Consider the following 22,302-nt stretch of genomic DNA (forward strand, 5'->3'; position numbering starts at 1 on the left):
CGAGCGCGCGGAGGCGGCGCTCGCGGTGGCGCAGGCGACCGACGCCGCCGCGGAGGCGCAGCGGGCCCGCGCGGCGCTGAAGGAGGCGGAGGGGAGGGCGCAGGCGCTGGACGGGCGCGTGGCGCGCCTCCAGGAGCGGGAGGCTCAGCTCGAGGCGGAGCTCCGCGCGGCGCGCGCCACCGCGGACGCCTCGGCCGAGCGCCCCGCGCCGGCGGCGCTCACCGAGGGTGAGGAGCCGGAGGAGGCGCCCGCGACCTGGCTCATGCCCGTCTACACGCGCGAGTTCTACGACTCCCTGGAGGGCTGGGACCGCCGGATCCAGCGCGCCGCCTTCAAGCAGGCGAACCTGCTCGCCCAGGATCACCGCCACGGGAGCCTGCGCGCGCTGCCGCTCGAGGGGCTGCCCGGCTACTACCGGGTTCGGGTCGCGACGGACGTGCGGCTCCTCTATCGCCGCGGCGAGCGGCAGAATGCCATCGAGATCCTCTCGCTCATCGATCGTGAGGATCTGGACCGCTACGTCCGGCAGGCGAAGACGCGCCAGTGACCGGGGCGAACGCGGGGCTTCGACCGAAGCCTGCGGAGCCTGGGCCTACTCGAGCTCCTCGAGGTTGTCGGCGAGCTCCTCCGTCCGCCCGCCGGCGCGGCGCCCCCGGCGCCGGGGCACCTGGGCGGCCGACAGCTCCCTCCCCGCCGCGAGCAGCCTTCCCCACGCCTCCGGCGTCGGGTTCTCTCGCGCTGCCTCGAGCGCCGCGCGGTAGCCCTTGCGGGCGGCCTCGAGCCGGGCGTTCGCCTTCGCCATCGCTCCTCCGTCGCGGGGAAGCCGCGCGTCTTGCGGAAGATAGGCGCAGCCGGCGGGCGACGTAAGCGTCGCACCCACCAGCCTTCATGGGCAAACCCCGCCGGAGCGGTGGACGGGCGAGGCGGCGTGCCCTCAGCCGAGCTTCCGGTAGACGCCGACGACGACGCCCAGGATCATCGTGCTGCGGAAGTCCGACTCGCGGACGTAGATGGGCGCCATGCGCGGGTTGGAGGGCTGGAACCGGACCCGATCGCCCTCGAAGTAGACGCGCTTCACGGTCGCCTCCTCGTCGATCATCGCGACCACGATCTCGCCGTCGTCCGCGTGGAGCTGCTTCTTCACGAACACGTAGTCGCCGGGGAGGATGCCGTCCCCGATCATCGAGTCGCCCTGGACGCGCAGCCCGTAGACCTTCTTGTTCGTCCCGAGCAGGAACGAGTCCACCTGCACCGTGTCCTCGATCCGCTCCTGCGCGAGGATCGGCTGGCCCGCCGCGACGCGCCCGATGATGGGGATCTCGACCAGCCGCGCCCCGGGCCGCGCGGCGCCCCGCGCGATCGGGACCACGTTCGTCGCGGGCGCCTCTCCGCCGCCGAGCGCCTCGCGCGCCGCCGCGGTCGGGATGAGCGCGCGAGACTTCACCGGATCGCGCGAGAGGAAGCCCTTGCGCTCGAGCGCCTTCAGGTGGTCGTTCACGCCGTTCGTGGAGCGGATGTCGAGCGCCTCGCCGATCTCGCGGATGGTCGGCGGGTAGCCGCGCTCCTCGATCTCGCGGGAGATGAAGCGGAGCACCTCGAGCTGTCGATCGGTGAGCCCGTTCATGTGGGGTGACCTCCTGAACATCGGTATCCTGTCACGGCGTTCAGACGGATTCAAGAAATCGGCCGCCGCCCGGCCGAGGTCCCCGTTGCCCGGGAGCGAACGGACCGCTACCGTCCGGTCATGCCGCCCTCCCTCGGAGTCGCCCTCGGCCTCGCGCTCCGCGGCGTGGTCCGGGAGGCGTGGCTGGTCGCCGTCGGGCTCGCGGTCGGCGTCCTGCGGCGTCTCCTCGTGCTCGCCGCCGCCGTCTACGCCTGGGCCTTCCTCCTGAAGGCCGCGATCCTCGCCGTGGGGGCGCGGCCGCTCGACCCGTTCGCGCCGCTCGCGGCGGTGCTCGCCGCCGCGACGTCGCCGCGGTTCCTCCTCGTCACGCTCGGGCTCTGGGCCGCGGGGGTGCTCGCGGGGGCGGTGCTCCGGGTCGCCTTCCTCTCCGGCGCCGCGCCGGTGCTCGCGGCCGCCATGGCCGGCGCCCCTTCGGGGCCCGGCGGGTTCGTGGCCGGCGTCGCCTACGGGGCCCCGCGCGTGATCGGCGCCGCGCTGCTCGGCCTGATCGCCGAGCTCGGGGGCGGGCTCTTCGCGGTGGCGCTCGTGGTCGGCGCGGTCCGCGTCGCCGGCGCCCAGGCCTCGCCGCTCCTCGCCGCGCCGGTCGCCCTCGCCCTCACCCTGGCGCTCGCGGTGCCGCTCGCGCTCTCCGCGGGGGTGGACGCGGCCGTCGCGCGCGCCGCCGTCACCGGCGAGGGCCCGCTCCAGGCCTTCGCCGCGGCGACGCGCCGGTTCCTGCGCCGCCCGGGCGCGTTCCTGCTCGGCGCCCTCGGCGCGGGGCTCGCCGGCGCGACGATCCCGGCCGCGGTCGAGGCGATGGGCGACGCGATCGCGGGGCTCGCGCCGCGGGCGCCGCCGTTCGTGCTTTTCGGGCCGACCCTGATGATGGCGACGCTCGCGCTGGCGGTCGCCGCGGCCGTCGATCTCGCCTGGCTCGGCACCGTCTCGGTGCTCGCCTGCGGCGAGGAGCGCCGAGCGCATTCCTGAGCGGACGCCGCCGCCCACGCCGGCTTCGCCGGACGGATCGAAGGCGCAGCCCCTCGCTCGAGACGCCTACCGCCGCAGCCAGCGGCGCACGGAGATCTTCCGGAAGCGGAGCGTCGCCAGGTGGTACATCGCGGCGACGCCGGAGAGGAGGGCCGCGGCCGCGAGCGCGCCGAGCCCCGCGAGGCGGGGGCCGTCCGTGGCGAGGATCACGAACGCGCCCACCGTGAAGCCCGCCGCGAGCAGGCCGAGGAACACCATCACCCCGAGGGCGCGGACGTGGCCGCCGATCCGGTCGATCGCGTCGGAGTGGACGTTCACCCGGAACTTGCCGCCCTCGAGGTCCACGAGCACCTGCGAGAGCTGGGCGGGGACGTCCTCCGAGAGCGACTGCAGCTTGAGCAGCGACTTCATGAGGACGCCCGAGGCGTCGCCCGGGTTGAAGCGCGAGAGGAGCAGCTCCTTCGCGTAGGGGAGGCCGACGTCGAGGATGTCGAGCTTGGGGTAGAGCCGGCGGATGATCCCCTCGATCGTGATCGACGCCTTCGCGAGGACCGCGTACTCCTTCGGGATCCGGATCCGGTGGCGGACGGAGAGATCGAGCAGGTCGCGGAGCAGGGTGGCGGTCCGGATCTCGTCGAGCTTGAGGCCGAGGTAGCGGTCGAGGATGCCGCGGATGTCCTCCCGGAACTCGGCGATGGGGGTGCGGCTCTCCGGGACGCCGATCCGGTTCAGGACGCGCGCGACGGTCTCCGGGTCCCGGAGCGCGATGGCCACGAGCAGCGTGACGAGCGCCTCCTGCTGCGCGCGCGTGAGCCGCCCGACGAGCCCGAAGTCGAGGAGCGCGATCCGGTTCCCCGGCAGGACCAGGATGTTCCCGGGGTGCGGGTCGCCGTGGAACAGCCCGTCCTCGAAGAGCTGCCGGAAGGCGGCCTCGATGATGTTGCGCGCCACCCGCTCGAGGTCGAACCCGGCCTCGGCGGTCACGTCGGAGACCTTCACGCCCTCCACGTAGTCGAGGGTGAGGATCGTGGAGGAGGAGAGGTCGGAGTGGACGCGGGGGATGACGATGATCTCCCGCCCCTCCGCCGCGGCCGCCATGGCCTTCGCGTTGCGCGCCTCGTTGGAGAAGTCGAGCTCCTCGTGGACGGTCCGGTCGAACTCCTCGATGAGCCCGCTCGGCGTGTAGATGCCGGTCTCCTCGATGACCGCCTCGAGGAGGCGGGCGAACTCGTAGAGGAGGTCGAGGTCCGCCTCGATCTGCTCGCGGATCCGAGGGCGCTGCACCTTCACCACCACCGCCTCGCCGCGGTGGGTCACCGCGCGGTGGACCTGCGCGATGGACGCGCTCGCGAGGGGGACGGGGTCCAGCTCGGCGAAGAGCGCCTCGACCGGGCGCCCGAGGCCCCGCTCGATCTGGCGGCGCACCTCCTCGATCGACACCGGCGGGCACGCGTCCTGGAGCGCCTCGAGCTCCTCGATCCAGTGCGCCGGGAGGATGTCCGGCCTCGACGAGAGGAGCTGCCCGAGCTTGATGAAGGTGGGCCCGAGCTCGCCGAGCATCGTCCGGAAGCGCGCGGCGGTCTTGCGGTCCGGCGTCGGCAGCGGCTGGCCCGGGGGCGGCGCCTCCCGCCCGAGCACGTCCCGCAGCCGCATCTTCTCGAGGTACGCGCCGAAGCCGTGGCGCGCCATCGCCGCCGAGATCTGGCGGAGCCGGTTCAGATCCTGGAAGGCCCTCCCCAGCATCGGCCCGCGACTCTAACACCGGGATCCCGCCGTCGCCACGCGCACGTGCAGGGCGTCGGGGGGGCGGTGTAGAACGGTCGGCCCATGCCGGAGATCGCCCAGGCGCACACGCCGATGATGCGGCAGTACCTCGAGACGAAGGCGAGGTACCCGGACGCGCTGCTCTTCTTCCGGCTCGGCGACTTCTACGAGCTCTTCTTCGAGGACGCCCTCACCGCGTCCGAGGCCCTGCAGATCACGCTCACCGCGCGCTCGAAGGGCGACGACAAGGTGCCGATGTGCGGCGTGCCGCACCACGCCGCCCGCGGCTACGTCGCGAAGCTCCTCGAGCGCGGGTTCAAGGTCGCGATCTGCGATCAGGTCGAGGAGCCCGGGAAGAGCGCGCTGGTGAAGCGCGAGGTCACCCGGGTGGTCACGCCGGGCATGGTCCTCGACGACCAGGTGCTCGATCCGCGCGAGGCGAGCTGGCTCGGGGCGGTGGCGCTCTCCGCCCACGGCGGCGGCCTCGCGCTGCTCGACGCGTCCACCGGCCAGCTCCAGTGCGGGGAGGTGGCCGACGACGCGCGGCTCGTGGACGAGCTGCGGCGCGCCGGCGTCCGGGAGCTCGTCTTCGCGGCGAGCGCCGACGCGGCGCGGGTGGAGGCGATGGCGCGGGCGGTGGGCGCGCCCGCGGCCCGGCGCGAGGACGCGGACTTCGAGCGCGCCGAGGAGAAGCTGAAGCGGCAGCTCGGCGTCGCCTCGCTCGACGGCTTCGGCGTCGGCGGGCTCTCCGCCGGGCTCGCCGCGGCGGCGGCCGCCCTCGCGTATCTGGTGGACACGCAGCGGGCCGCGCCGGCGCACGTGGATCGCATCGCGCGCCTGCACACGGACGACGTCCTCCTCCTCGACGAGGCGACGCGCACGAACCTCGAGCTCGAGCGGACGCTCTCGGGGGGGCGCCGGAAGGGCTCGCTCCTCGCGCTCCTCGACCGGACGGTCACCGCGCCCGGCGGGCGCCGCCTGGCCGAGTTCCTCCGGTACCCCCTCACCGATCTCGTCCGGATCGACGCGCGCCTCGACGCGGTGGACGAGCTGGTCGGCTCCGCGGTGGCGCGCGAGGACCTCGCCGCCGCGCTCCGCCCCGTCGCCGACCTCGAGCGGCTCCTCTCTCGGCTCGTGCTGCGCCAGGGGACCGGGCGGGACCTCCGCGCGCTCTGCGGCGCGCTCCTCGCGCTCCCGGCGCTCGCCGACGTCCTGGCGGCGCGCGGCGCGACGCTGCTGCGCGACGGGGGCGGACGGCTGCGCGGGCTCGAGCCCCTCGCCGCCCACCTCGACCGGGCCGTGGCGGAGGAGCCGCCCGCGACCCTGAAGGAAGGCGGCCTCGTCCGGCGCGGCTTCTCGGCCGAGCTCGACGAGATCGTCGCCATCGCCGAGGACGGGAAGGGCTACATCGCCTCCCTCGAGGCGCGCGAGCGCGAGCGGACCGGGATCGGCTCGCTCAAGGTCCGCTTCAACAAGGTCTTCGGCTACTACCTCGAGGTCACGAAGTCGAACCTCCACCTCGTGCCGTCCGACTGGGAGCGGCGCCAGACCACCGTCGGCGGCGAGCGGTTCGTCACCCCCGAGCTCAAGGGGTTCGAGGAGAAGGTCCTCACCGCCGAGGAGCGGCGCTTCGCGCTCGAGGAGCGGCTCTTCGAGGAGCTGCGCCAGGCGGTGGTGGCCGAGGCGGCGCGGATCCGGACCGCCGCCGACGCGGTGGCCGAGGTGGACGCGATCCTGTCCCTGGCGCGCGTGGCGGCGGAGCGCGGCTACGCGCGGCCGGTGGTGGACGGCTCCGAGGTGCTCGAGATCGTGGACGGCCGCCACCCGGTCGTCGAGGCGGTGCTGCCGGACGGACCGGCCTCGTTCGTCCCGAACGACGTGCGGGTCGCCTCCCGGTTCGAGCTGGAGCAGGCGGGGGCCGGTGCGGATGCGCCGGCCGGGGACGGGGCGCGCGAGGATGGGGCGGCCCGGTCGGGGCCGAACGCCGCGCTCCTCGTCATCACCGGGCCGAACATGGCGGGGAAGAGCACGGTGATGCGCCAGACGGCGCTCGTCACCCTGCTCGCGCAGATGGGGAGCTTCGTCCCGGCGCGGCGCGCGCGGGTCGGGCTGGTGGACCGGATCTTCACGCGGGTCGGCGCCTCGGACGACCTCGCCCGCGGTCGCTCCACCTTCATGGTCGAGATGACCGAGACGGCGGCGATCCTCCACAACGCGACCCGCCGCTCGCTGGTGGTCCTCGACGAGATCGGCCGCGGGACCTCCACCTTCGACGGCCTCTCGATCGCCTGGGCGGTCGCGGAGCACCTCCACGACGTGACCGGGTGCCGGACCCTCTTCGCGACGCACTACCACGAGCTGCAGGACCTCGCCCGCGAGCACCCCGCGGTGCGGAACGTCACCGTCGCGGTCCGCGAGGTCGGGGAGCGGGTGGTGTTCCTGCGCAAGCTCGTCGAGGGCGGCGCCTCCCGGAGCTACGGCATCGAGGTCGCGAAGCTCGCCGGGCTCCCTGCGGAGGTCCTCGCCCGCGCCCGGGAGATCCTGAAGAACCTCGAGTCGATGGAGGTGGACGAGGGCGGCCACGCCGCGCTCGCGCGCGGCCGGCGCGGGAAGGGCGAGGTCGCGAGCCAGCTCGGCCTGTTCGGCGTCCCCGCCGATCCGGCCGCGGAGGCGATCGCGCGGGAGCTGCGCGGCCTCGATCTCGACACGCTCCGGCCCCTCGACGCCCTGAACCTCCTCGCCGGCTGGAGGAAGCGGCTCGGGTAGCGCGTCACGCGCCGCCCGGGGAGGGCGACGGTCGGTCGAGCGCGCGGAATCGGGATAGGGGGTAGGCCGTTCCTGCCGCGCAACATGCCCGTGCACGCGGCCGATGATGATGGACATCCGCATCGGTGCGCTGACGGTCCTCGAGCGCGGTTACGACGCCGTGTTCCGGTAGGAGCCGGCCGGTTCCGGCGAGCGGTGCGAACGCGCTTCGGACTTCGCGCACCGCTCGTCTGGCCTTGAGCTCTTCTTCCTGGAGTGCTCGGCCGGAGCCTTGCGCTTCCACCGTCGGTCGACGGGGCCCGGGCGGCTTTCCGCACGGCGGCCGGACGGTTTTGCACGTGACCTCGGTGCGACCGGCCGGCATACTCCTACGCTTCGTGCGGGTGCGCTCGAACGGGTGGCCACGCGCGCGTACCGAGCGTGGAGGGGGAGATGCGCGTCGATCCGAAGTCACTGGTCCGGAAGCTCACGCCGAGCGCGACGCGGGCGCTCGAGGCGGCGGTGGGACGCGCCGCCCAGGGGGGCTACTACGAGCTGGCCGTCGAGCACCTCCTCGCCGCCATCCTCGAGCCGGACGACGGGGACGCCGCGCGCATCCTCCAGCGCTGGAGCGTCGACCGGCGGCGGCTGTGGAGCCGGGTGGAGCGCGAGCTCGGGCATCTCAAGCAGGGCAACCCGGGGCGGCCCGTCATCTCCGAGGCGGTCTTCAACTGGATCGAGGACGCCTGGCTGCTCGCGTCCGTCGAGCTCGGCGCGGTCGCGCTCCGCACCGGCCACCTGCTCCTCCAGCTCGTCGCGCGCCCGGATCGCTACACCTGCGAGACCTACCCGGAGCTCGGTGCGCTCGAGCTCGATCAGGTGAAGCGCGACCTCGACGAGGTCATCGCGCCGTCCGCAGAGTCGGCGGAGGTGCTCCGGACGCCGGACGCCGGCGCCTCCGCAGGCGCGCCGGTGGAGGGCGGCCGCGAGGCCCTCGCACGCTTCGGCACGAGCTTCACCCAGCGCGCGCGGGAGGGGAAGATCGATCCGATCTTCGGGCGCCACCGCGAGATCCGGCAGATGATCGACATCCTCGCCCGGCGCCGGAAGAACAACCCCATCATCGTGGGCGAGCCCGGCGTCGGGAAGACCGCGCTCGTCGAAGGGCTCGCGCTCGCCATCGCGGCGGGAGAGGTTCCGGAGGCGCTCCGCGACACGGATCTCGTCGGGCTCGACCTCGGGCTCCTCCAGGCGGGCGCCAGCGTGCGCGGCGAGTTCGAGAACCGGCTCAAGGCGGTGATCGCCGAGGTGAAGGCCTCGCCGCGGCCCATCGTGCTCTTCATCGACGAGGCGCACACGCTCATCGGGGCGGGGGGAGCCCCAGGCGGCGGAGACGCTGCGAACCTCCTCAAGCCGGCGCTGGCGCGCGGGGAGCTGCGGACCATCGCCGCGACCACCTGGTCCGAGTTCAAGAAGTACTTCGAGAAGGACGCCGCGCTCGAGCGCCGGTTCCAGCCGGTGAAGGTGGACGAGCCCGGCGACGACGACGCGATCCTGATGCTGCGCGGCCTCCGCGAGGTCTACGAGCGGGCCCACGCGGTGACGATCCGCGACGAGGCGATCGTCGAGGCGGTCCGCCTCTCGCGTCGCTACCTGTCCGGACGGCAGCTGCCCGACAAGGCGGTGGACCTGCTCGACACGGCGGCGGCCCGGGTCAAGGTCGCCCTGCAGGCGAGGCCGGACGCGCTCGCGGAGCTGGAGCTCCGCATCGCGGGGCTCGAGCGCGAGCGCGACGCGATCGTGCGCGACGTGGCGGAGGGGCACCGCGCCGACGACGGCACCGCCCGCGCGATCGACGACCGCATCGCCGCGGCGCGCGCCGAGGCGGCGGCGCTCGAGACGCGGCTCGGCGCGGAGCGCGCGGCGGTGGAGAAGCTCCGCGCCGCGCGGGGCGCGGCGGCCCGCGATCCCGAGGCGATCGCCGGGGCCGCTCGCGAGCTCGCGTCGGCCCGCGGCGAGCAGCCGCTCGTCCACGCCGAGGTGGACGCCGACGCGGTCGCGCGCGTGGTGGAGGCCTGGACCGGCGTCCCGGTCGCGAAGATGCGGACGGACCAGCTCCAGGCGATCCTCGAGGTCGAACAGAGCCTTGGCGCTCGCGTGAAGGGGCAGCCCGCCGCGATCCGCGCGGTGGCGGAGGCCCTGCGGATCGCCCACGCCGGGATCCGCAACCCGAGCACGCCGCTCGGGGTTCTGCTCTTCGTGGGCCCCAGCGGCGTGGGGAAGACCGAGACGGCCATCGCGCTGGCCGACCTGCTCTACGGCGGCGAGCGGTTCATGACCGTCATCAACATGTCCGAGTTCCAGGAGAAGCACTCGGTCTCGCGCCTCATCGGCTCGCCGCCAGGTTACGTGGGGTACGGGGAGGGCGGCGTGCTCACCGAGGCGGTGCGGCAGCGGCCGTACTCGGTCGTGCTGCTCGACGAGTGCGAGAAGGCCGACCTCGAGGTGATGAACCTCTTCTACCAGGTGTTCGACAAGGGGAGCCTCACCGACGGCGAGGGGCGCGAGATCGACTTCAAGAACACGCTCGTCGTGCTCACCTCCAACCTCGGCTCCGACCTGATCATGGAGGCCTTCGCGGACGGCGCGCGGCCCACCGACGAGGAGCTCCGCGCGCTCGTCCGCCCCCTCCTGAGCCGCCACTTCAAGCCGGCGCTCCTGGCGCGCATGTCGGTCGTCCCGTTCGCGCCCCTGCCGCGGGACGTCCTGCGCGAGGTGGCCGAGCTGAAGCTTCGAGCGCTCGTGCGCCGCCTGGCGGACGGCCACGGCATCCGCGGGGAGCTCGCGCCGGAGCTGCTCGATCAGCTCGCCGCCCGGTGCGCCGATCCCGAGGCGGGCGCGCGCGAGATCGACCACGTCCTGCGGGGCTCGCTCATGCCGGCGCTGTCCCGGGCGCTGCTCGAGAAGCTCGTCGCCGGCGAGAAGCCCGGCCGCGTCGCCGTCGGGCTCGCGCAGTCGGGCGACTGGAACTTCGACTTCGGGGAGGCCCGCGCATGAGCGACCGACCGCTGCTGGTGCACGTCGACGACCCGGAGCGCCGCGTCTCGACGCGGTCCGCCTTCATCAAGTCCCCGGTGCGCGTCGGGCGCGGGGAGCTCAACGACCTGGTCGTCGAGGCGTCCTTCGTCTCGACCTGGCATGGGCTCGTCCAGTTCGACGCCGACGGGATCCGGTTCGTGGACCTCGGCTCCACGAACGGGACGTTCCTCGATGGCGTCAAGCTCGAGCGGAACGTGCCGGCGCCGATCGCGCCCGGCTCGGACCTGCGCATCGGCCCGATCCGGATCACGCTCTCCTGGGGCGCGCCCGAGCAGCGCCCCGAGCCCGTGCGCCCGAAGACCCAGTTCGCGATGCGCGCCATCGCGCCGCCCGCCGCGGACCCCCGCCCCGCCTCCGCGCCGATCGCGCCAGCCGTCGCGGACGCGCGCCCCGCGCCGGCTCCGGCTCCGGCGCCGCCGCCGGCCGCGCCCGTGGCGCCCGCCGCCGCGCCGGTCGCGGTCCCGCGGGAGGTCGAGGAAGCGGCGCAGCGCGCGGTCGAGGACGCGAGCTGGCAGCTCGGCATCCTGCACGACTCTTACCGGCAGGCGCGGGAGAACCTCGAGGCCGCGGCGAGCCAGGCGGTCCTCGCGCTGCCCGAGGCGGCGCGGCGGCGCGCGCGGGCCGTCATGGCGGAGCGTTTCCCGATGGCGGGCGGCGAGCCTGTCGCCGCGGCGCCCGCGGCCGAGGTGCCCGCGAGGCCCGCGCCGGCCGGGGATCCCGCGCTCCCGATCCTCCGCGCCTTCGCGCAGACCTACGTCGCCGGCGGCGTGCCTCTCGACGGGCGCGGGGAGATCGAGGCGTTCCTCGGGACCCTCGCGGAGGTGCTCGAGGCGGCGGTGAAGTCCTATCTCGAGCTGCGGCGCGGCTACGACGAGTTCGGGAAGGAGATGGGCGTCCGGGTCCCCCAGGGCGACGGCGCGGTCGGCCGGATCCGGGATGCGCGGCAGCTCCTCGGGTACCTGCTCCAGGCGACGGCGGGATCGCCGCGCGCGCAGGAGCTGGCGAGCGCCTTCGCCGACCTGATGATCCACCAGGTCGCGCTGCTGAACGCGGTCACCGCGGGCGCGAAGGACCTGCTCCAGCGCCTCTCCCCGGAGGCGATCACCTCGGCCCTCGACGAGGGCGGTGGGCGGATCTCGCTCGGCGTGAAGCCGCTGCGCGAGGGAGCCCAGTGGCGCGCGTTCGTGCAGGCGTACGCCGCGCTCGCCGACGACGACCACGCGTTCTCCGACGCGCTCTTCGGGAAGGCGTTCGCCCGGGCCTACGCCGCCGTGGCGGGCCACCGCGCCCCGCCCCCCGACGGTCCGGACGACTACTCCACGCCACGCCCAGGCTAGCCAGCCTCGACGCGCCGGGCCGAGCCAAGGGCGGCCTCGGGTCCGGCGCCGCACCCTCGAACGCCGCTCCGGAGGTCTCTTGCCCGTGCGCCTCTCGCTGGTGACCCTCGTCCTGCTCTCGGCGGCGTGTGCCGCGCCGCACCCGTGGAGCGGCGCCGCGCTCTGCGAGCTGGACCGGCCGCAGCCCGCGGCCCCCCAGAGCGCGGGAGAGGACGGCGAGCCGGGCGTCAGGCCCGCGCCGCCGCCCGCGCCGGTCGTCGAGGCGGAGCCCGGGACGACGCAGTGGCTCCAGCTCATGCTCCGCGGCTGGGACGCCGAGACCGGCCGCGCCACCGCGCCGGCGGTGGACTGCACCGGTCGCCAGATCCGCTGGGAGGCGCCGGCGCTCGCGTGCGACGACCCGGCCGTCGCGCGGGCGCTCCTCCCGGACCACCCCCTCGGCGAGGCGGACGTGGTCGTGGCGCCGCTCCCGGAGGGTGAGCGGCTCGTCTGGATCGTCACGAACCGCCTCGCGAGCGGCGAGGGGCTCGGGCCAGTCGCCGTGGTGACCGTGCAGCAGCGGCGCCTCGTGGTCCGCGCCATCGGGACCCTCCGCGCCAACGTCGTCCGCCCCAAGCTCCGCCTCGAGCGGCTCGGCACCACGGAGGCGCTGGTCGCGGAGGGGGAGAGCTGCGCGCGCGCGGATCCGGCGACCTGCGTCCGCGCCGCCCGCGTGATGCCGCTCGTGGGCGGCCGGTTCTCGCCCGCGGCCCTGGTGAACGCGGCGGGCGTGTGCGCCGGCCCGGCGTGGTTCTACCTCGGTCGGGAGGAGGCCGAGCGGCTCCCGTCCGGCTGGAAGCGGCGGACGCGCCTCGACGGGTCGCTCTCGTTCGGCGCCGAGGGCTTCAGCGTCGACGAGCAGGTCGTCGTCCACGACCTCGATCCGCGCCAGCCCAACGCGCCGCCCCGGCTGTTCCGGAAGGCGGAGTCGCGGCTCACCGTGAAGCTCGCCGAGGGGCGCCTCGTGACGAGCGGGCCATCGCTCTGGGTCCGGATGCACTCCAAGGACTAGCGCACGCAGGGTGCGACATGGTGCCGCACCGACCGTGACGTCGTCCGATCTGGCCGTCGCGATATCCCGCTGCAGGAACTGCACGCCGTAGTTGTCCTCCGCACGCAATTGGGTGTTATCCTCCGCGTGTAATCACCCGGGGTGGGGGCGGGACCATGGGGTTCGTGTGCACGGAATGTCACCAGGAGGTCGCGGCGCGGGCCAACTTCTGCCCGTACTGCGGCGTTCCGGCGCCAGCGCCGGAGCCGCAGCCGCAGCGACCCCTCGAGGCGGGTGATTCGCTCATCGGTCGCACGATCGCCGGCAGGTACTTCGTGAGCCGGCTCGTGGGGCGCGGCGGGATGGGCCAGGTCTACCGGGCCAACGACGTCGCCCTCGACCGCGAGGTGGCGCTGAAGGTCCTGGACAGGTCGCTCCTCTCGGACCCGACGATGGTCCAGCGGTTCCAGCGGGAGGGCCGCGCCGCGTCGCGGCTCAAGCACCCCAACTGCATCACCATCCTCGACGTCGGCCAGGCGGAGGACGGGACGCTCTTCATCGCGATGGAGTACCTCGCGGGCCGGCCCCTCTCGAGGTTCCTCGCCGACGAGGCGCCCGTCGACGCGGACCGAGCGGTGCGGATCGTCGCGCAGATCCTCGCAGCGCTCGCCGATGCCCACGCGAGCGGGATCGTCCACCGCGATCTGAAGCCGTCCAACGTGATGATCGAGACGCGCCGCGACGAGCCCGACTTCGTGAAGGTGCTCGATTTCGGGCTCGCCAAGCTCACGGGGGCAGGGCAGGGTGCTCCCCAGCTCACCGGCTCCGGCATCGTGTGCGGCACGCCGGGCTACATGAGCCCGGAGCAGGCGCGCTGCGAGGCGCTCGACGGGCGGAGCGATCTCTACGCGGCGGGCGTGATCCTGTACGAGCTGCTCTCGGGACGGTTGCCGTTCGACGCGGGGACGGCGGTGGGCTTCGCCGGGCCGAGCGCCGCCCCGATCCCGCTTCGCCAGCGGCGTCCCGGCCTGGAGGTCGCGCCCCGGCTCGAGGCGCTCGTCGAGCGCGCCCTCTCGTCGAATCGAGCGGATCGGCCGGCGAGCGCGGAGGAGATGCGGCAGGACCTCCTCGCCTGCCGCGGCTCCGCCGGACACGATCGTCCCACGCCGCGCCCGGAACGCTCCTCGACGGTGGTCCTCCAGGCGGTGCGTTCGAACGCGCCGCCGTCCGGCGGCCCGGCGCGGAGCGCCCCCGAGGCACCGCGGGTCGTGCGGTTCGACCGCCCCGCTCCGACGGCCGCGCCGCGCGAGCCGTCGTCCCACCTCCCCGCGCCGGGCGACGCCGCCGGGCTCCGGCAGCCGACGACCCCGCTGCCGAGCCGCCCGATGGCGCCCGCGCCCGCACAGGAAGGGGCGCCGCTGCGCCAGCCGACGACGCCGCTGCCGCGCCAGCCGTCGACGTCTGCCCCGCGCCCGCTCCCGGCGCCTGCGCCGCAGGAGGAGGTGACGCCCGCGGCTCGCCCGCTCTCGACGCCCGCGCCACATGAGGAGGCGCCGCCGCCCTCGCGAGAAGCGTCGGAAGAGCGGCGGACGCCCGCGCACGCGCGGTCCGGCGCCCGCCGCGCCCGGCCCGCGCCGACCGCCCGCCGCGGGCTCGGCGCGGGTGCCCTCGTCGCCTTCATCGGCGGCGGGATCGCCGCGGTGGCGCTCGTCGTCTACCTGCTGGTGGCGAGCGATCCGTTCGCCGCTCCGCCCGCCGCGCCGGACGACGGGGTCCGCCTGAACCTCGGCGGCGCGCCAGGAGCTCGCGCGTTCGTCCCGCCCCGGCCGGTCGAGGCTCGGCCGGTCGACGGTCGAGCTCCGCAATCCACGAAGGAAGGCCGATGAGGAAAGCAGCGCTCGCGCTCGTGATGGTGGTCTCCGGTTGCAGCCTCCTCCCCGGGGGAGGCGGCAAGACGCCGAGGCCCGTGCGGCTGACGGTGGTCGCCGGCGAACGGCTCAACCCGGACGACGAGGGGCGGTCCCTGCCGACCGCGGTGCGTGTCTTCCAGGTGGGATCGACGGCCAAGGCGAGCGCCGCCGAGATGCTCGACCTCGTCCGCGATCCCAAGGCAACGCTCGAGGACGATCTGCTCGGCGTCGAGGAGCTGCAGGTCCAGCCGGGGGAGCGGATCGAGCGGACCCTGACCCGCGAGAAGGGCGCGCGCGCGCTCCTCGTGGTCGGGCTCTTCCGGCGCCCGACCGGCTTGGCCTGGCGGCAGCTCGTGGAGCTCCCCGCGGAGGGGCGGGAGGCGACGCTGACGCTGGCGATCGACGAGTACCGGATCGAGCGCCGGTGAGGGGCGACGGAGGGAGCGCGGGATGAAGACGCCGCAGAGGCTGGTCTGGTCTGAGGGGACGTTCCTGGCGCCGCAGCACCTGCAGGCGCAGGACCGGTACCACGAGGCGCTGCTGGCTGCGCGGCTCGACGCGCTGGCCCCACATCCCTGGGGCGTCGCGGCGCTGGAGATCGACGCGGCGGCGCTCGCGTCCGGTCAGCTGCGGCTCCAGCGGTTCGAGGGCGTCTTCCGCGACGGGCTCGTCGCGGCGTTCTCGGAGGAGGACGGCGAGGCGCCCCCGGCGCGCGAGGTGGGCGCGCACTTCCCGGCCTCGGCGCGCAGCCTCGACGTCCACCTCGCCGTCCCGCTCGACCGGGACGGCGTCGCGGCGTACGCCGAGGCGGGCGGTGACGGGCTCCACGCGCGCTACGCCGTCGCGACCCGCGAGGTGCAGGACGCGACGCGGCCCGGCGCGGGCGCGCCGGTCGCCTTCGCCCGGCCGAACCTCGCGCTGCTGCTGGGGAACGAGTCCCGCGCCGATCACGAGACCATCAAGATCGCCGAGCTCGTCCGCACCGGCACCGGCCAGCTCGCGGTGTCCGACGCGTACGTCCCGCCGCTCCTCCGCGTCGCCGGCGCGCCGCGGCTCCTCGCGGCGCTGCGCGAGCTCGTGACGCGCCTCCTCGCGAAGCAGCGCGACCTGGCGGGCTCCCGCCCCGGCGCGGCGGCGGTGAGCGCGCCCGAGCTCACGCGGATGCTCCAGCTCGTGGTCGTGAGCGGCGCGTACCCCGCCCTCGCGCACGTGGCGGAGACCGGCGACGTCTCGCCGCTCGACGCGTACCTCGCGCTGGAGCAGCTCGCCGCGCAGCTCGCCGCCGTCTCGCCGGACGCCGAGGTGGCGTCGCTCCCGAAGTTCAACCACGCCGACCTGCGGTCGACCTTCGAGCCGCTGCTCGCGCGGATCCAGGCGTTCCTGGGCGGGCTCGCGCTCGAGCAGTTCCTCCGCGTGCCGCTCGAGGTCCGCGCGGGGCTCCACGTCGCCCGCGTGCAGGAGGAGCGGCTCCTGCGCGGCGTGCCGCTCTTCCTCTCGGTCAAGAGCGACATCCCCGAGAACCAGGTCGCGGAGCAGCTCCCGCGGCTGTGCAAGGCGGCGGCGCTCACCGACATCCAGTCGCTCGTGCAGGCCGCCGCGCCGGGGCTGCCCCTGCAGGCGACGCTGCGGCCGCCGCCCGAGCTCCCGCAGCGGCCCGGCGTCGTCTACTTCCTGGTGACGCCGGCGGAGCGGCTCTGGAAGAACGTCGTCGCCGACCGGACGCTCGTGTTCTACCTGCCGCCCCCGTTCGACGCGAGCCGCGCCAAGGTCGAGCTGCTGGCCCTGACGGGCGCCCCGCCGCAGGCGCGGTAGCCGGCGCGCCGTGGAGAGACGATGGATCGAGTCACCGAGATCACCAAGGACTGCCTCAACGCGCTGAGCCAGCTCCGCGCCGCGCCCGACGGCTCCCTGGGCGCGCCGGAGCAGCTGCACGTGCGCCTGCGCTCCTTCGTGGAGGCGCTGCTCCAACGCGCCGCCGCCGCGGGCCTCGGGCGCGAGGAGGCGAACGACCTCGCGTACCCCGTCGTGGCCCTGGCGGACGAGATCGTCCTCTCGAAGGCCTCGGAGGAGCTGCGCGCGTTCTGGAGCGCCCAGCCGCTCCAGCTCCAGTTCTTCCACGAGAACGTGGCCGGCGAGGAGTTCTTCACGCGGCTCGAGGCGATCCGCAAGGACCCGCGGCGGGCCGAGCTCGCCCGCGCGTACTACCTCGCGCTCGCCTTCGGGTTCCAGGGGCGCTACCGCGTGCGCGGCGGCGAGCTGGAGCTGATGGGCATCACGGACGGCCTCGGCCGCGAGCTGGCGCGGGCGCGCCAGGGCGATCCCGAGGTCCTGTCGCCCAGCGGGGATCGGCCCACGGGCGGGCTCGGCGAGGGCCGGCGCGCCGGCCCGATCCTCGCCATCGCCGGCGCGGCGCTCCTCGCGGCCCTCGTCCTCTACGTCGGCCTCCGGATCTCGCTGTCGAGCAGCACCGACACGGTCGTGAGCCGCATCGCGGCGACCGTCACCCCGTAGCGCGGAGCCTGGGACCTCATGCTGCTGGCATCGATCCTCGCCTTCGTCGTCGTCGCCGCCGTCTGGGCGGTCGTGCTCCTCCTCCCCGTCCCGGCCTGGATCGCGGTGGTGGTGACCGTCGTCGTCGGGCTCTCGCTCGTCGCGCTCGTCGTCTGGCGCCGCCACAAGGCCCGCCGCGCCGCGGGCGAGATCGAGGCGACGCTGCAATCGCAGGCGAGCGCCCACGCCGAGACGATCCGGCCGGATCAGCAGGCCGAGATCGACGCGATGCAGGGGGAGTTCCAGAAGGCTGTCGCCGCGCTCAAGTCGTCCAAGCTGGCCCGCGGCGGCCGGGACGCGCTGGCGGTCCTCCCCTGGTACATGATCATCGGCCCGCCGGGCTCCGGGAAGAGCACCGCGCTCCGCGCGTCCGGGCTCCAGTTCCCGTACCTCTCCGGGCGCGGCGGCGGCGTCCGGGGCGTCGGTGGCACGCGCAACTGCGACTGGTGGCTGACGAACGAGGCGGTGCTGCTCGACACCGCCGGCCGCTACGCGGTCGAGGAGGAGGATCGGGAGGAGTGGACCGCGTTCCTCGACATGCTGGCGCGGACGCGGCCGCGGAAGCCGGTGAACGGCCTCATCGTGGCGGTGAGCGTCGGCGATCTCGGGGGCGAGTCGGAGGAGGGGATCGTCGAGCTCGCGAAGCGGATCCGCGAGCGGATGGACGAGGTCATGGCGCGCCTGCAGATGGTGCTCCCGGCCTACGTCCTCTTCACGAAGTGCGACCTGGTCCCTGGGTTCGTGGAGATGTTCTCCGACCTGCGCAAGCAGGACCGCGGCCAGGTCTGGGGATTCACCCTCCCGGTCGGCGGTGAGGCCGGGCCGCCCGCGGAGGCGTTCCGGGAGAAGTTCGAGGAGCTGACCCTCGTCGTCGAGGAGCGCGCGCTCGCGCGGCTCGCCGAGGAGCGCAGCATCCCCGCGCGCGAGCGCATCTGGCAGTTCCCGCAGCAGCTCGCCGCCCTCCGGGACGCGATGGCGACGTTCGTCGAGGCGCTCTTCACCGAGAACGTCTACCAGGACACGCCCGTCATGCGCGGCGCCTACCTGACGAGCGGCACGCAGGAGGGGCGGACCATCGACCGGGTGATGGGCTCGATGGCGCAGGCGTTCGGCATCCAGGCGCCGTCCGGGGAGGCCGCGCCGGTCCTCGAGGCGAAGAGCTACTTCCTCGGCGACGTCTTCAAGAAGATCGTCTTCCCGGATCGCGACCTCGCGGTCCGGAGCGCCAAGGCGCTCCGGACGCAGCAGCTCCGCCGCTACGGGCTCGCCGCGCTGGGCGTGGCCGCCGCGCTCCTGCTGTTCGCGTTCCCGCTCCGGTCGTTCCTCCTGAACCGGAGCCTCGTCCGCTCCACCCGCGACATCGTCGCGCAGGTTGCGGCGAGCCTCGCCGAGCCGCAGGCGACGCCGAAGCTCTCGACCATCGAGCCGCTGCGCGCGCGGCTCGAGCTGCTCCTCCGGTTCGAGGAGGAGGGCGCCCCGTGGTCGATGCGCCTCGGGATGTACCAGGGCGCCGAGCTCCTGCCGGGCGTGCGCACCCTCTACGCGGCCGCGGTGCGGCGGCTCCTCGTCGAGCCGGTCTACGCGGTCGAGGTCGAGGAGATGGATCGGTTCGCGCGCGCCTACGAGTCCTCCGCCGGCCTCCCCGCCGACGCGGACTACGCCGCCTACTACGACCGGCTGAAGCTCCACCTCCTCCTGTCCGGCCCCCGCACCAGCGGCGAGCCGCGCACCTCCGTCGCCGACCAGCAGTGGCTCGCGGAGCGGGTGATGGAGCGATGGACGGGCGGCCCGGGCGAGCGGGATCCGGCCACGGCGAAGCGCGTGGCCGCCAGCGCCGTGCTCTTCGCGCGACTGCTCGCGCAGGAGCCGACGCTCGCCCTCACCCGCTACGACGACCTCGTGCGCCGGATGCGAATCGTGCTCGGCCGGGTCTCCTTCACCTCCCTCGCGATCGAGAAGCTCGTCCGCGAGCAGGACGGGAAGGGCTACGACCTGACGCTCCCGATCCTGCTGGGCGAGACCGTCCCCGTGCTGCGGAACGAGGCGCGCGTCCGCGGCGCCTTCACGCGCAAGGCGTGGGAGGAGGCCGTGAAGGCCCGGCTCGAGGATCCCGCCGCGCTGCTCGAGCCATGGGTCCTGGCGCGCGACGGGAAGGATCAGGACGAGCGCCTCGCCGAGGCGGCCAAGCAGCTCCGGTCGCGCTACTTCGAGCGCTACATCGACGAGTGGCGCCGCTTCCTCGACGCGACGGACGTGAACGTCGCGGCCGGGGGCGGGGCCCTCCCGGTGCTGCAGGAGCTGACGCGGGGCGAGCCGCCCCCGCTCCCGCGCCTCTTCCGCGCGGTGGACTACAACGTGCGGATCGCCGGCCTCGGTGGCGCGATCGAGAAGACGGGCGAGGGCGTCCTCGGGAAGCTCAGGAGCAAGCTGGGGGGGCAGGCGGAGGTGGTCGCCGCGGCGTACCGCGATCCCAGCGCTCCCCGCGAGCTCGGGCCGCTCGACGTGGAGCGCACCTTCGAGCCCTTCCTGGCCTTCGGGATCGCCGCGCCGCCCGCCCCCGGCGCCCCGCCCGCCCCGGGCGGCGCCGGCGGCTCGCCGCAGCAGCGCAGCACACCGCTCGATCTCTACCTCGAGCAGCTCTCCTTCGTCCGCGACGCGCTCCGCGACACGCTCGACGGCGCCGATCCCGGTCCGCTCAAGGAGCGCGTCCAGGCGGCCCGGACGAAGATCCGGGCGCTCATCGACGGCGCGCAGATCGGCTGGCGCCCGCGTCTCGAGGCGCTGCTCTGGCCGCCGCTCGACGCGGCGAGCCGGGACACCGCGAAGCAGGCGGCGAGCGGGGCGTCGATGGAGTGGTGCTCCACCGTGGCGCAGCCGTTCCGGCGCAGCCTCGCCGGGCGCTACCCGTTCTCGCGGGACGGCGACGACGCGGCCATCGCGGACGTGGCCGAGTTCTTCCGGCCCGGCGGCGTGGTCTGGGGCTTCTACGACGCGGCCCTCAAGGCGGACATCCAGCGCGCCGGCGACGGCTTCAAGTTTGCCCGCCACCTCGGGGGCGCCTCCGGCTTCCGCCCCGAGCTGCTCGGCTTCCTGAAGCGGGCGCAGGACGTCACGTCGGTCCTCTTCCCGGCCGGCGCCACCGACCCGAAGGTCGAGGTGTCGGTCCGCATCCGGCCGACCCCCGGCGTCGCGGTGGTCTGGCTCGAGGTGGACGGCCAGAAGTTCGACTACCGAAACGGCCCCGAGGAGTGGCACAAGATCGTCTGGCCAGGGCAGGGCAAGACGCCCGGCGCCTCGCTGCGCGTGAAGGCCGCCAACGGGCAGGAGGAGGTCGTCCAGCAGGACGGCGAGTGGGGCCTCTACCGGCTCATCGAGGTCGGGAAGCTCAAGGGCGCTCCGGGCGCGCGCGACTTCGCGATCACCTGGGCGCTCCCGTCCCTCGGGTCCAGCGTGACGGTCGACTTCCGCGCCGCGCGGAGCGACGCGCCCTTCTTCGGGCTGCGCCGGCCCGGCGTGACGCCGCGCCTGATGGCGCCGTTCCGCGCAGGCGTCCTCCCGCCCTCCAACATCGGGAACGGAGGGTCGAGCTGCAACTAGCTCGGGCGCGCGCATGCACGACTCCATCGGCCTCTTCGGCAAGCTCCCCGCGCAGGGCGACTTCTTCCGGAGCAACATCGCCGACCCCGCCGTCCAGGCGCTGGTCGGCTGGCTCCAGGAGGCGATCGCTCCGGTCTACCGGGATGCGCTGAGGCTGCCGGCTTCCCCGGTCCGGTTCCTGTTCCGGAGTCCCGGCGCGCAGAGCGTGGTCCTGGGCGCGATGGTGGCCTCCGCGGACAAGGTGGGCCGGAGGTTCCCGCTCTGCGCCTTCGCGACGCTGCCCCCGGCGGACGTCGGCGCGCGCTGGGCGGCGGTCCCCGCCGCGCACCGCCCGTTCCTCGACGCCGCCGCCGCACTGCTCGGCGAGGCGGCGGGGCTCGACGGCGCGACGGTCGCGGCGCGCGCGCGATCCCTCCCCGCGCCGGCGCCCGGCGACCTCGCGCGCGCGGACGAGGCCCTCCGCCGCGAGGCGAGCGCGCTGCGCGCGGTCGAGCTCGGGCGGCGGCTCTTCGGCGACCTCCCTCCTGGCTCGCTCGGCTACGCGCTCGCCACCGTCGAGGCCGCGGTGTCGCCGGTGCGCGGCCGCGAGCCCGGGCGCGCGGCGCTGGCGCTCGACTGCCCCGCCGAGCGGGACGTGGACCGATGGGCGTGGCTCGAGCTCGCGCGGCGCGCGCTCCGGTGGCCCGCGCCCCCGCCGTTCCTCTGGACCGAGGGCGCGCCGGGTCGGGTGGTGGTGGCGCTCGGCGCGCCGCCCACGGGCCTCCTCGCGTACCTCTGCGATCCCGCGAGGGCGAGCAACAAGGTCTGGCCGCTCCGCAACGCCCAGCCCGCCGCAATCGAGAGCGGCCGCGGCCGGCTGTCGATCGCCGCCCGCCGCGCGCTCGACGACCCCGACACCACGGTGGACGCGCTCGTCGCCGCCGCCGCAGCCGCCTGAGGAGGAGCGCCGTGTCCGATCTCCTGGAGCCCGCTCGAGCACGCTGCACTGCCTGGCTCGAGCCGATCCCCGGCCCCTCTCCGGCGGGAGTCGCCGCGCGCCTCGATCCGGAGTACCAGGCGGTCGCGGAGGAGGTCGGCAAGCTCGACGCCGTCACCGGCGGCGAGGTGGACTGGAAACGGGTCACCGTCGGCGCTGCGGGGATCCTCGAGAAGCGGTCGAAGGACGTGGTGGTCGCAGCGTACCTCGCGCACGCGCTCCACGTGACCGGCGGCGTCGAGGGGCTCGCGACCGGCGCGACGCTCGTGGCCGATCTGCTCGACCGGTACTGGGACTCGGCCTTCCCGGAGCTGAAGCGCATCCGCGGGCGGGTCAACGCGGTGCAGTGGTTCCTCGACAGGACGCAGCGCTCGCTCGAGGGCGTCCGGGTGGGCGCGGGCGACCACGAGATCGTGGCCGCGCTGGAGGCCGCGACGAGGCGGCTCTCGGAGGTGGTGCGCGCCAGGTTCGCCGAGCAGTCGCCCGCGGTCGGGCCGCTGCTCGAGGCGGTGGGCCGCCTCGCGCTCGACGCCCAGCAGGCCGCGCCGCCGCCGCCGCCCCCGCAGCCCGCCGAAGCGACGCCAGCCACGGCGGCGGCCGCGTCCTCGACCCCGGTCCCGGCGGCCGTCCCCGCGGCTCCGGCG

General features: G+C 74.9%; 16 protein-coding genes. 13 read left to right on the forward strand and 3 right to left on the reverse strand.

Annotated elements, in window-relative coordinates; all coding sequences use genetic code 11:
- Window positions 1-547: type II toxin-antitoxin system RelE family toxin (locus tag MNZ27_RS18670; protein ID WP_408629700.1), on the forward strand; the 547-nt coding region annotated here is incomplete at its 5' end.
- Window positions 548-592: 45 nt separating this feature from the next.
- Here MNZ27_RS18670 and MNZ27_RS18675 read toward each other — a convergent pair.
- Together MNZ27_RS18675 and lexA are read right to left on the reverse strand one after the other, a co-directional pair.
- Window positions 593-802 carry a hypothetical protein gene (locus MNZ27_RS18675; RefSeq protein WP_242395609.1) on the reverse strand — a complete coding sequence of 70 codons (210 nt, stop codon included), beginning with the start codon at window positions 800-802 and terminating at the stop codon, window positions 593-595.
- Between the two features lie 132 nt (window positions 803-934).
- Window positions 935-1,624, reverse strand: coding sequence for a transcriptional repressor LexA (lexA, locus tag MNZ27_RS18680; RefSeq protein ID WP_242395610.1), 690 nt, complete (start codon window positions 1,622-1,624; stop codon window positions 935-937).
- Window positions 1,625-1,744: 120 nt separating this feature from the next.
- On the opposite strand from lexA, the gene MNZ27_RS18685 reads away from it, so the two are divergent.
- Entirely contained in the window at window positions 1,745-2,650 is a 906-nt protein-coding gene (locus tag MNZ27_RS18685) for a hypothetical protein (RefSeq protein WP_242395611.1), read from the forward strand.
- Between the two features lie 66 nt (window positions 2,651-2,716).
- On the opposite strand, the gene MNZ27_RS18690 is transcribed toward MNZ27_RS18685, so the two are convergent.
- Window positions 2,717-4,393 carry an ABC1 kinase family protein gene (locus MNZ27_RS18690; RefSeq protein ID WP_242395612.1) on the reverse strand — a complete coding sequence of 559 codons (1,677 nt, stop codon included), beginning with the start codon at window positions 4,391-4,393 and terminating at the stop codon, window positions 2,717-2,719.
- 84 nt (window positions 4,394-4,477) lie between these two features.
- Here MNZ27_RS18690 and mutS point away from each other — a divergent pair, with 84 nt between their 5' ends.
- From mutS to MNZ27_RS18745, 11 genes are all read left to right on the forward strand, one after another.
- Entirely contained in the window at window positions 4,478-7,180 is a 2,703-nt protein-coding gene (gene mutS / locus MNZ27_RS18695; protein WP_242395613.1) for a DNA mismatch repair protein MutS, read from the forward strand.
- A gap of 432 nt (window positions 7,181-7,612) precedes the next feature.
- Window positions 7,613-10,216 (forward strand): type VI secretion system ATPase TssH, encoded by a 2,604-nt coding sequence (gene tssH / locus MNZ27_RS18700; RefSeq protein WP_242395614.1) that lies wholly within the window; start codon window positions 7,613-7,615, stop codon window positions 10,214-10,216.
- A complete protein-coding gene (locus MNZ27_RS18705; RefSeq protein WP_242395615.1) occupies window positions 10,213-11,595 on the forward strand; it encodes an FHA domain-containing protein in 1,383 nt (460 codons plus the stop codon). The genes tssH and MNZ27_RS18705 overlap by 4 nt, the downstream gene beginning before the upstream one ends.
- Before the next feature lie 85 nt (window positions 11,596-11,680).
- Complete coding sequence (locus tag MNZ27_RS18710) at window positions 11,681-12,646, forward strand: hypothetical protein (protein ID WP_242395616.1); 966 nt, start codon at window positions 11,681-11,683, stop codon at window positions 12,644-12,646.
- A 164-nt stretch (window positions 12,647-12,810) separates the two neighbouring features.
- Window positions 12,811-14,511: a serine/threonine-protein kinase gene (locus MNZ27_RS18715; protein WP_242395617.1), complete on the forward strand. Its 1,701-nt coding sequence runs from the start codon at window positions 12,811-12,813 to the stop codon at window positions 14,509-14,511.
- Entirely contained in the window at window positions 14,508-14,963 is a 456-nt protein-coding gene (tssJ, locus tag MNZ27_RS18720; RefSeq protein ID WP_242395618.1) for a type VI secretion system lipoprotein TssJ, read from the forward strand. The genes MNZ27_RS18715 and tssJ overlap by 4 nt, the downstream gene beginning before the upstream one ends.
- 22 nt (window positions 14,964-14,985) lie before the next feature.
- A complete protein-coding gene (gene tssK / locus MNZ27_RS18725; protein ID WP_242395619.1) occupies window positions 14,986-16,347 on the forward strand; it encodes a type VI secretion system baseplate subunit TssK in 1,362 nt (453 codons plus the stop codon).
- A gap of 21 nt (window positions 16,348-16,368) precedes the next feature.
- Window positions 16,369-17,046 carry a DotU family type IV/VI secretion system protein gene (locus tag MNZ27_RS18730; RefSeq protein ID WP_242395620.1) on the forward strand — a complete coding sequence of 226 codons (678 nt, stop codon included), beginning with the start codon at window positions 16,369-16,371 and terminating at the stop codon, window positions 17,044-17,046.
- Window positions 17,047-17,064: 18 nt separating this feature from the next.
- Window positions 17,065-20,682: a type VI secretion system membrane subunit TssM gene (tssM, locus tag MNZ27_RS18735; RefSeq protein ID WP_242395621.1), complete on the forward strand. Its 3,618-nt coding sequence runs from the start codon at window positions 17,065-17,067 to the stop codon at window positions 20,680-20,682.
- A 13-nt stretch (window positions 20,683-20,695) separates the two neighbouring features.
- A complete protein-coding gene (tagF, locus tag MNZ27_RS18740) occupies window positions 20,696-21,619 on the forward strand; it encodes a type VI secretion system-associated protein TagF (RefSeq protein ID WP_242395622.1) in 924 nt (307 codons plus the stop codon).
- A gap of 11 nt (window positions 21,620-21,630) precedes the next feature.
- A partial coding sequence (locus tag MNZ27_RS18745; protein WP_242395623.1) for a type VI secretion system ImpA family N-terminal domain-containing protein occupies window positions 21,631-22,302 on the forward strand: 672 nt, incomplete at its 3' end.

This window comes from Anaeromyxobacter oryzisoli (assembly GCF_022690765.1).
Taxonomy (GTDB): domain Bacteria; phylum Myxococcota; class Myxococcia; order Myxococcales; family Anaeromyxobacteraceae; genus Anaeromyxobacter; species Anaeromyxobacter oryzisoli.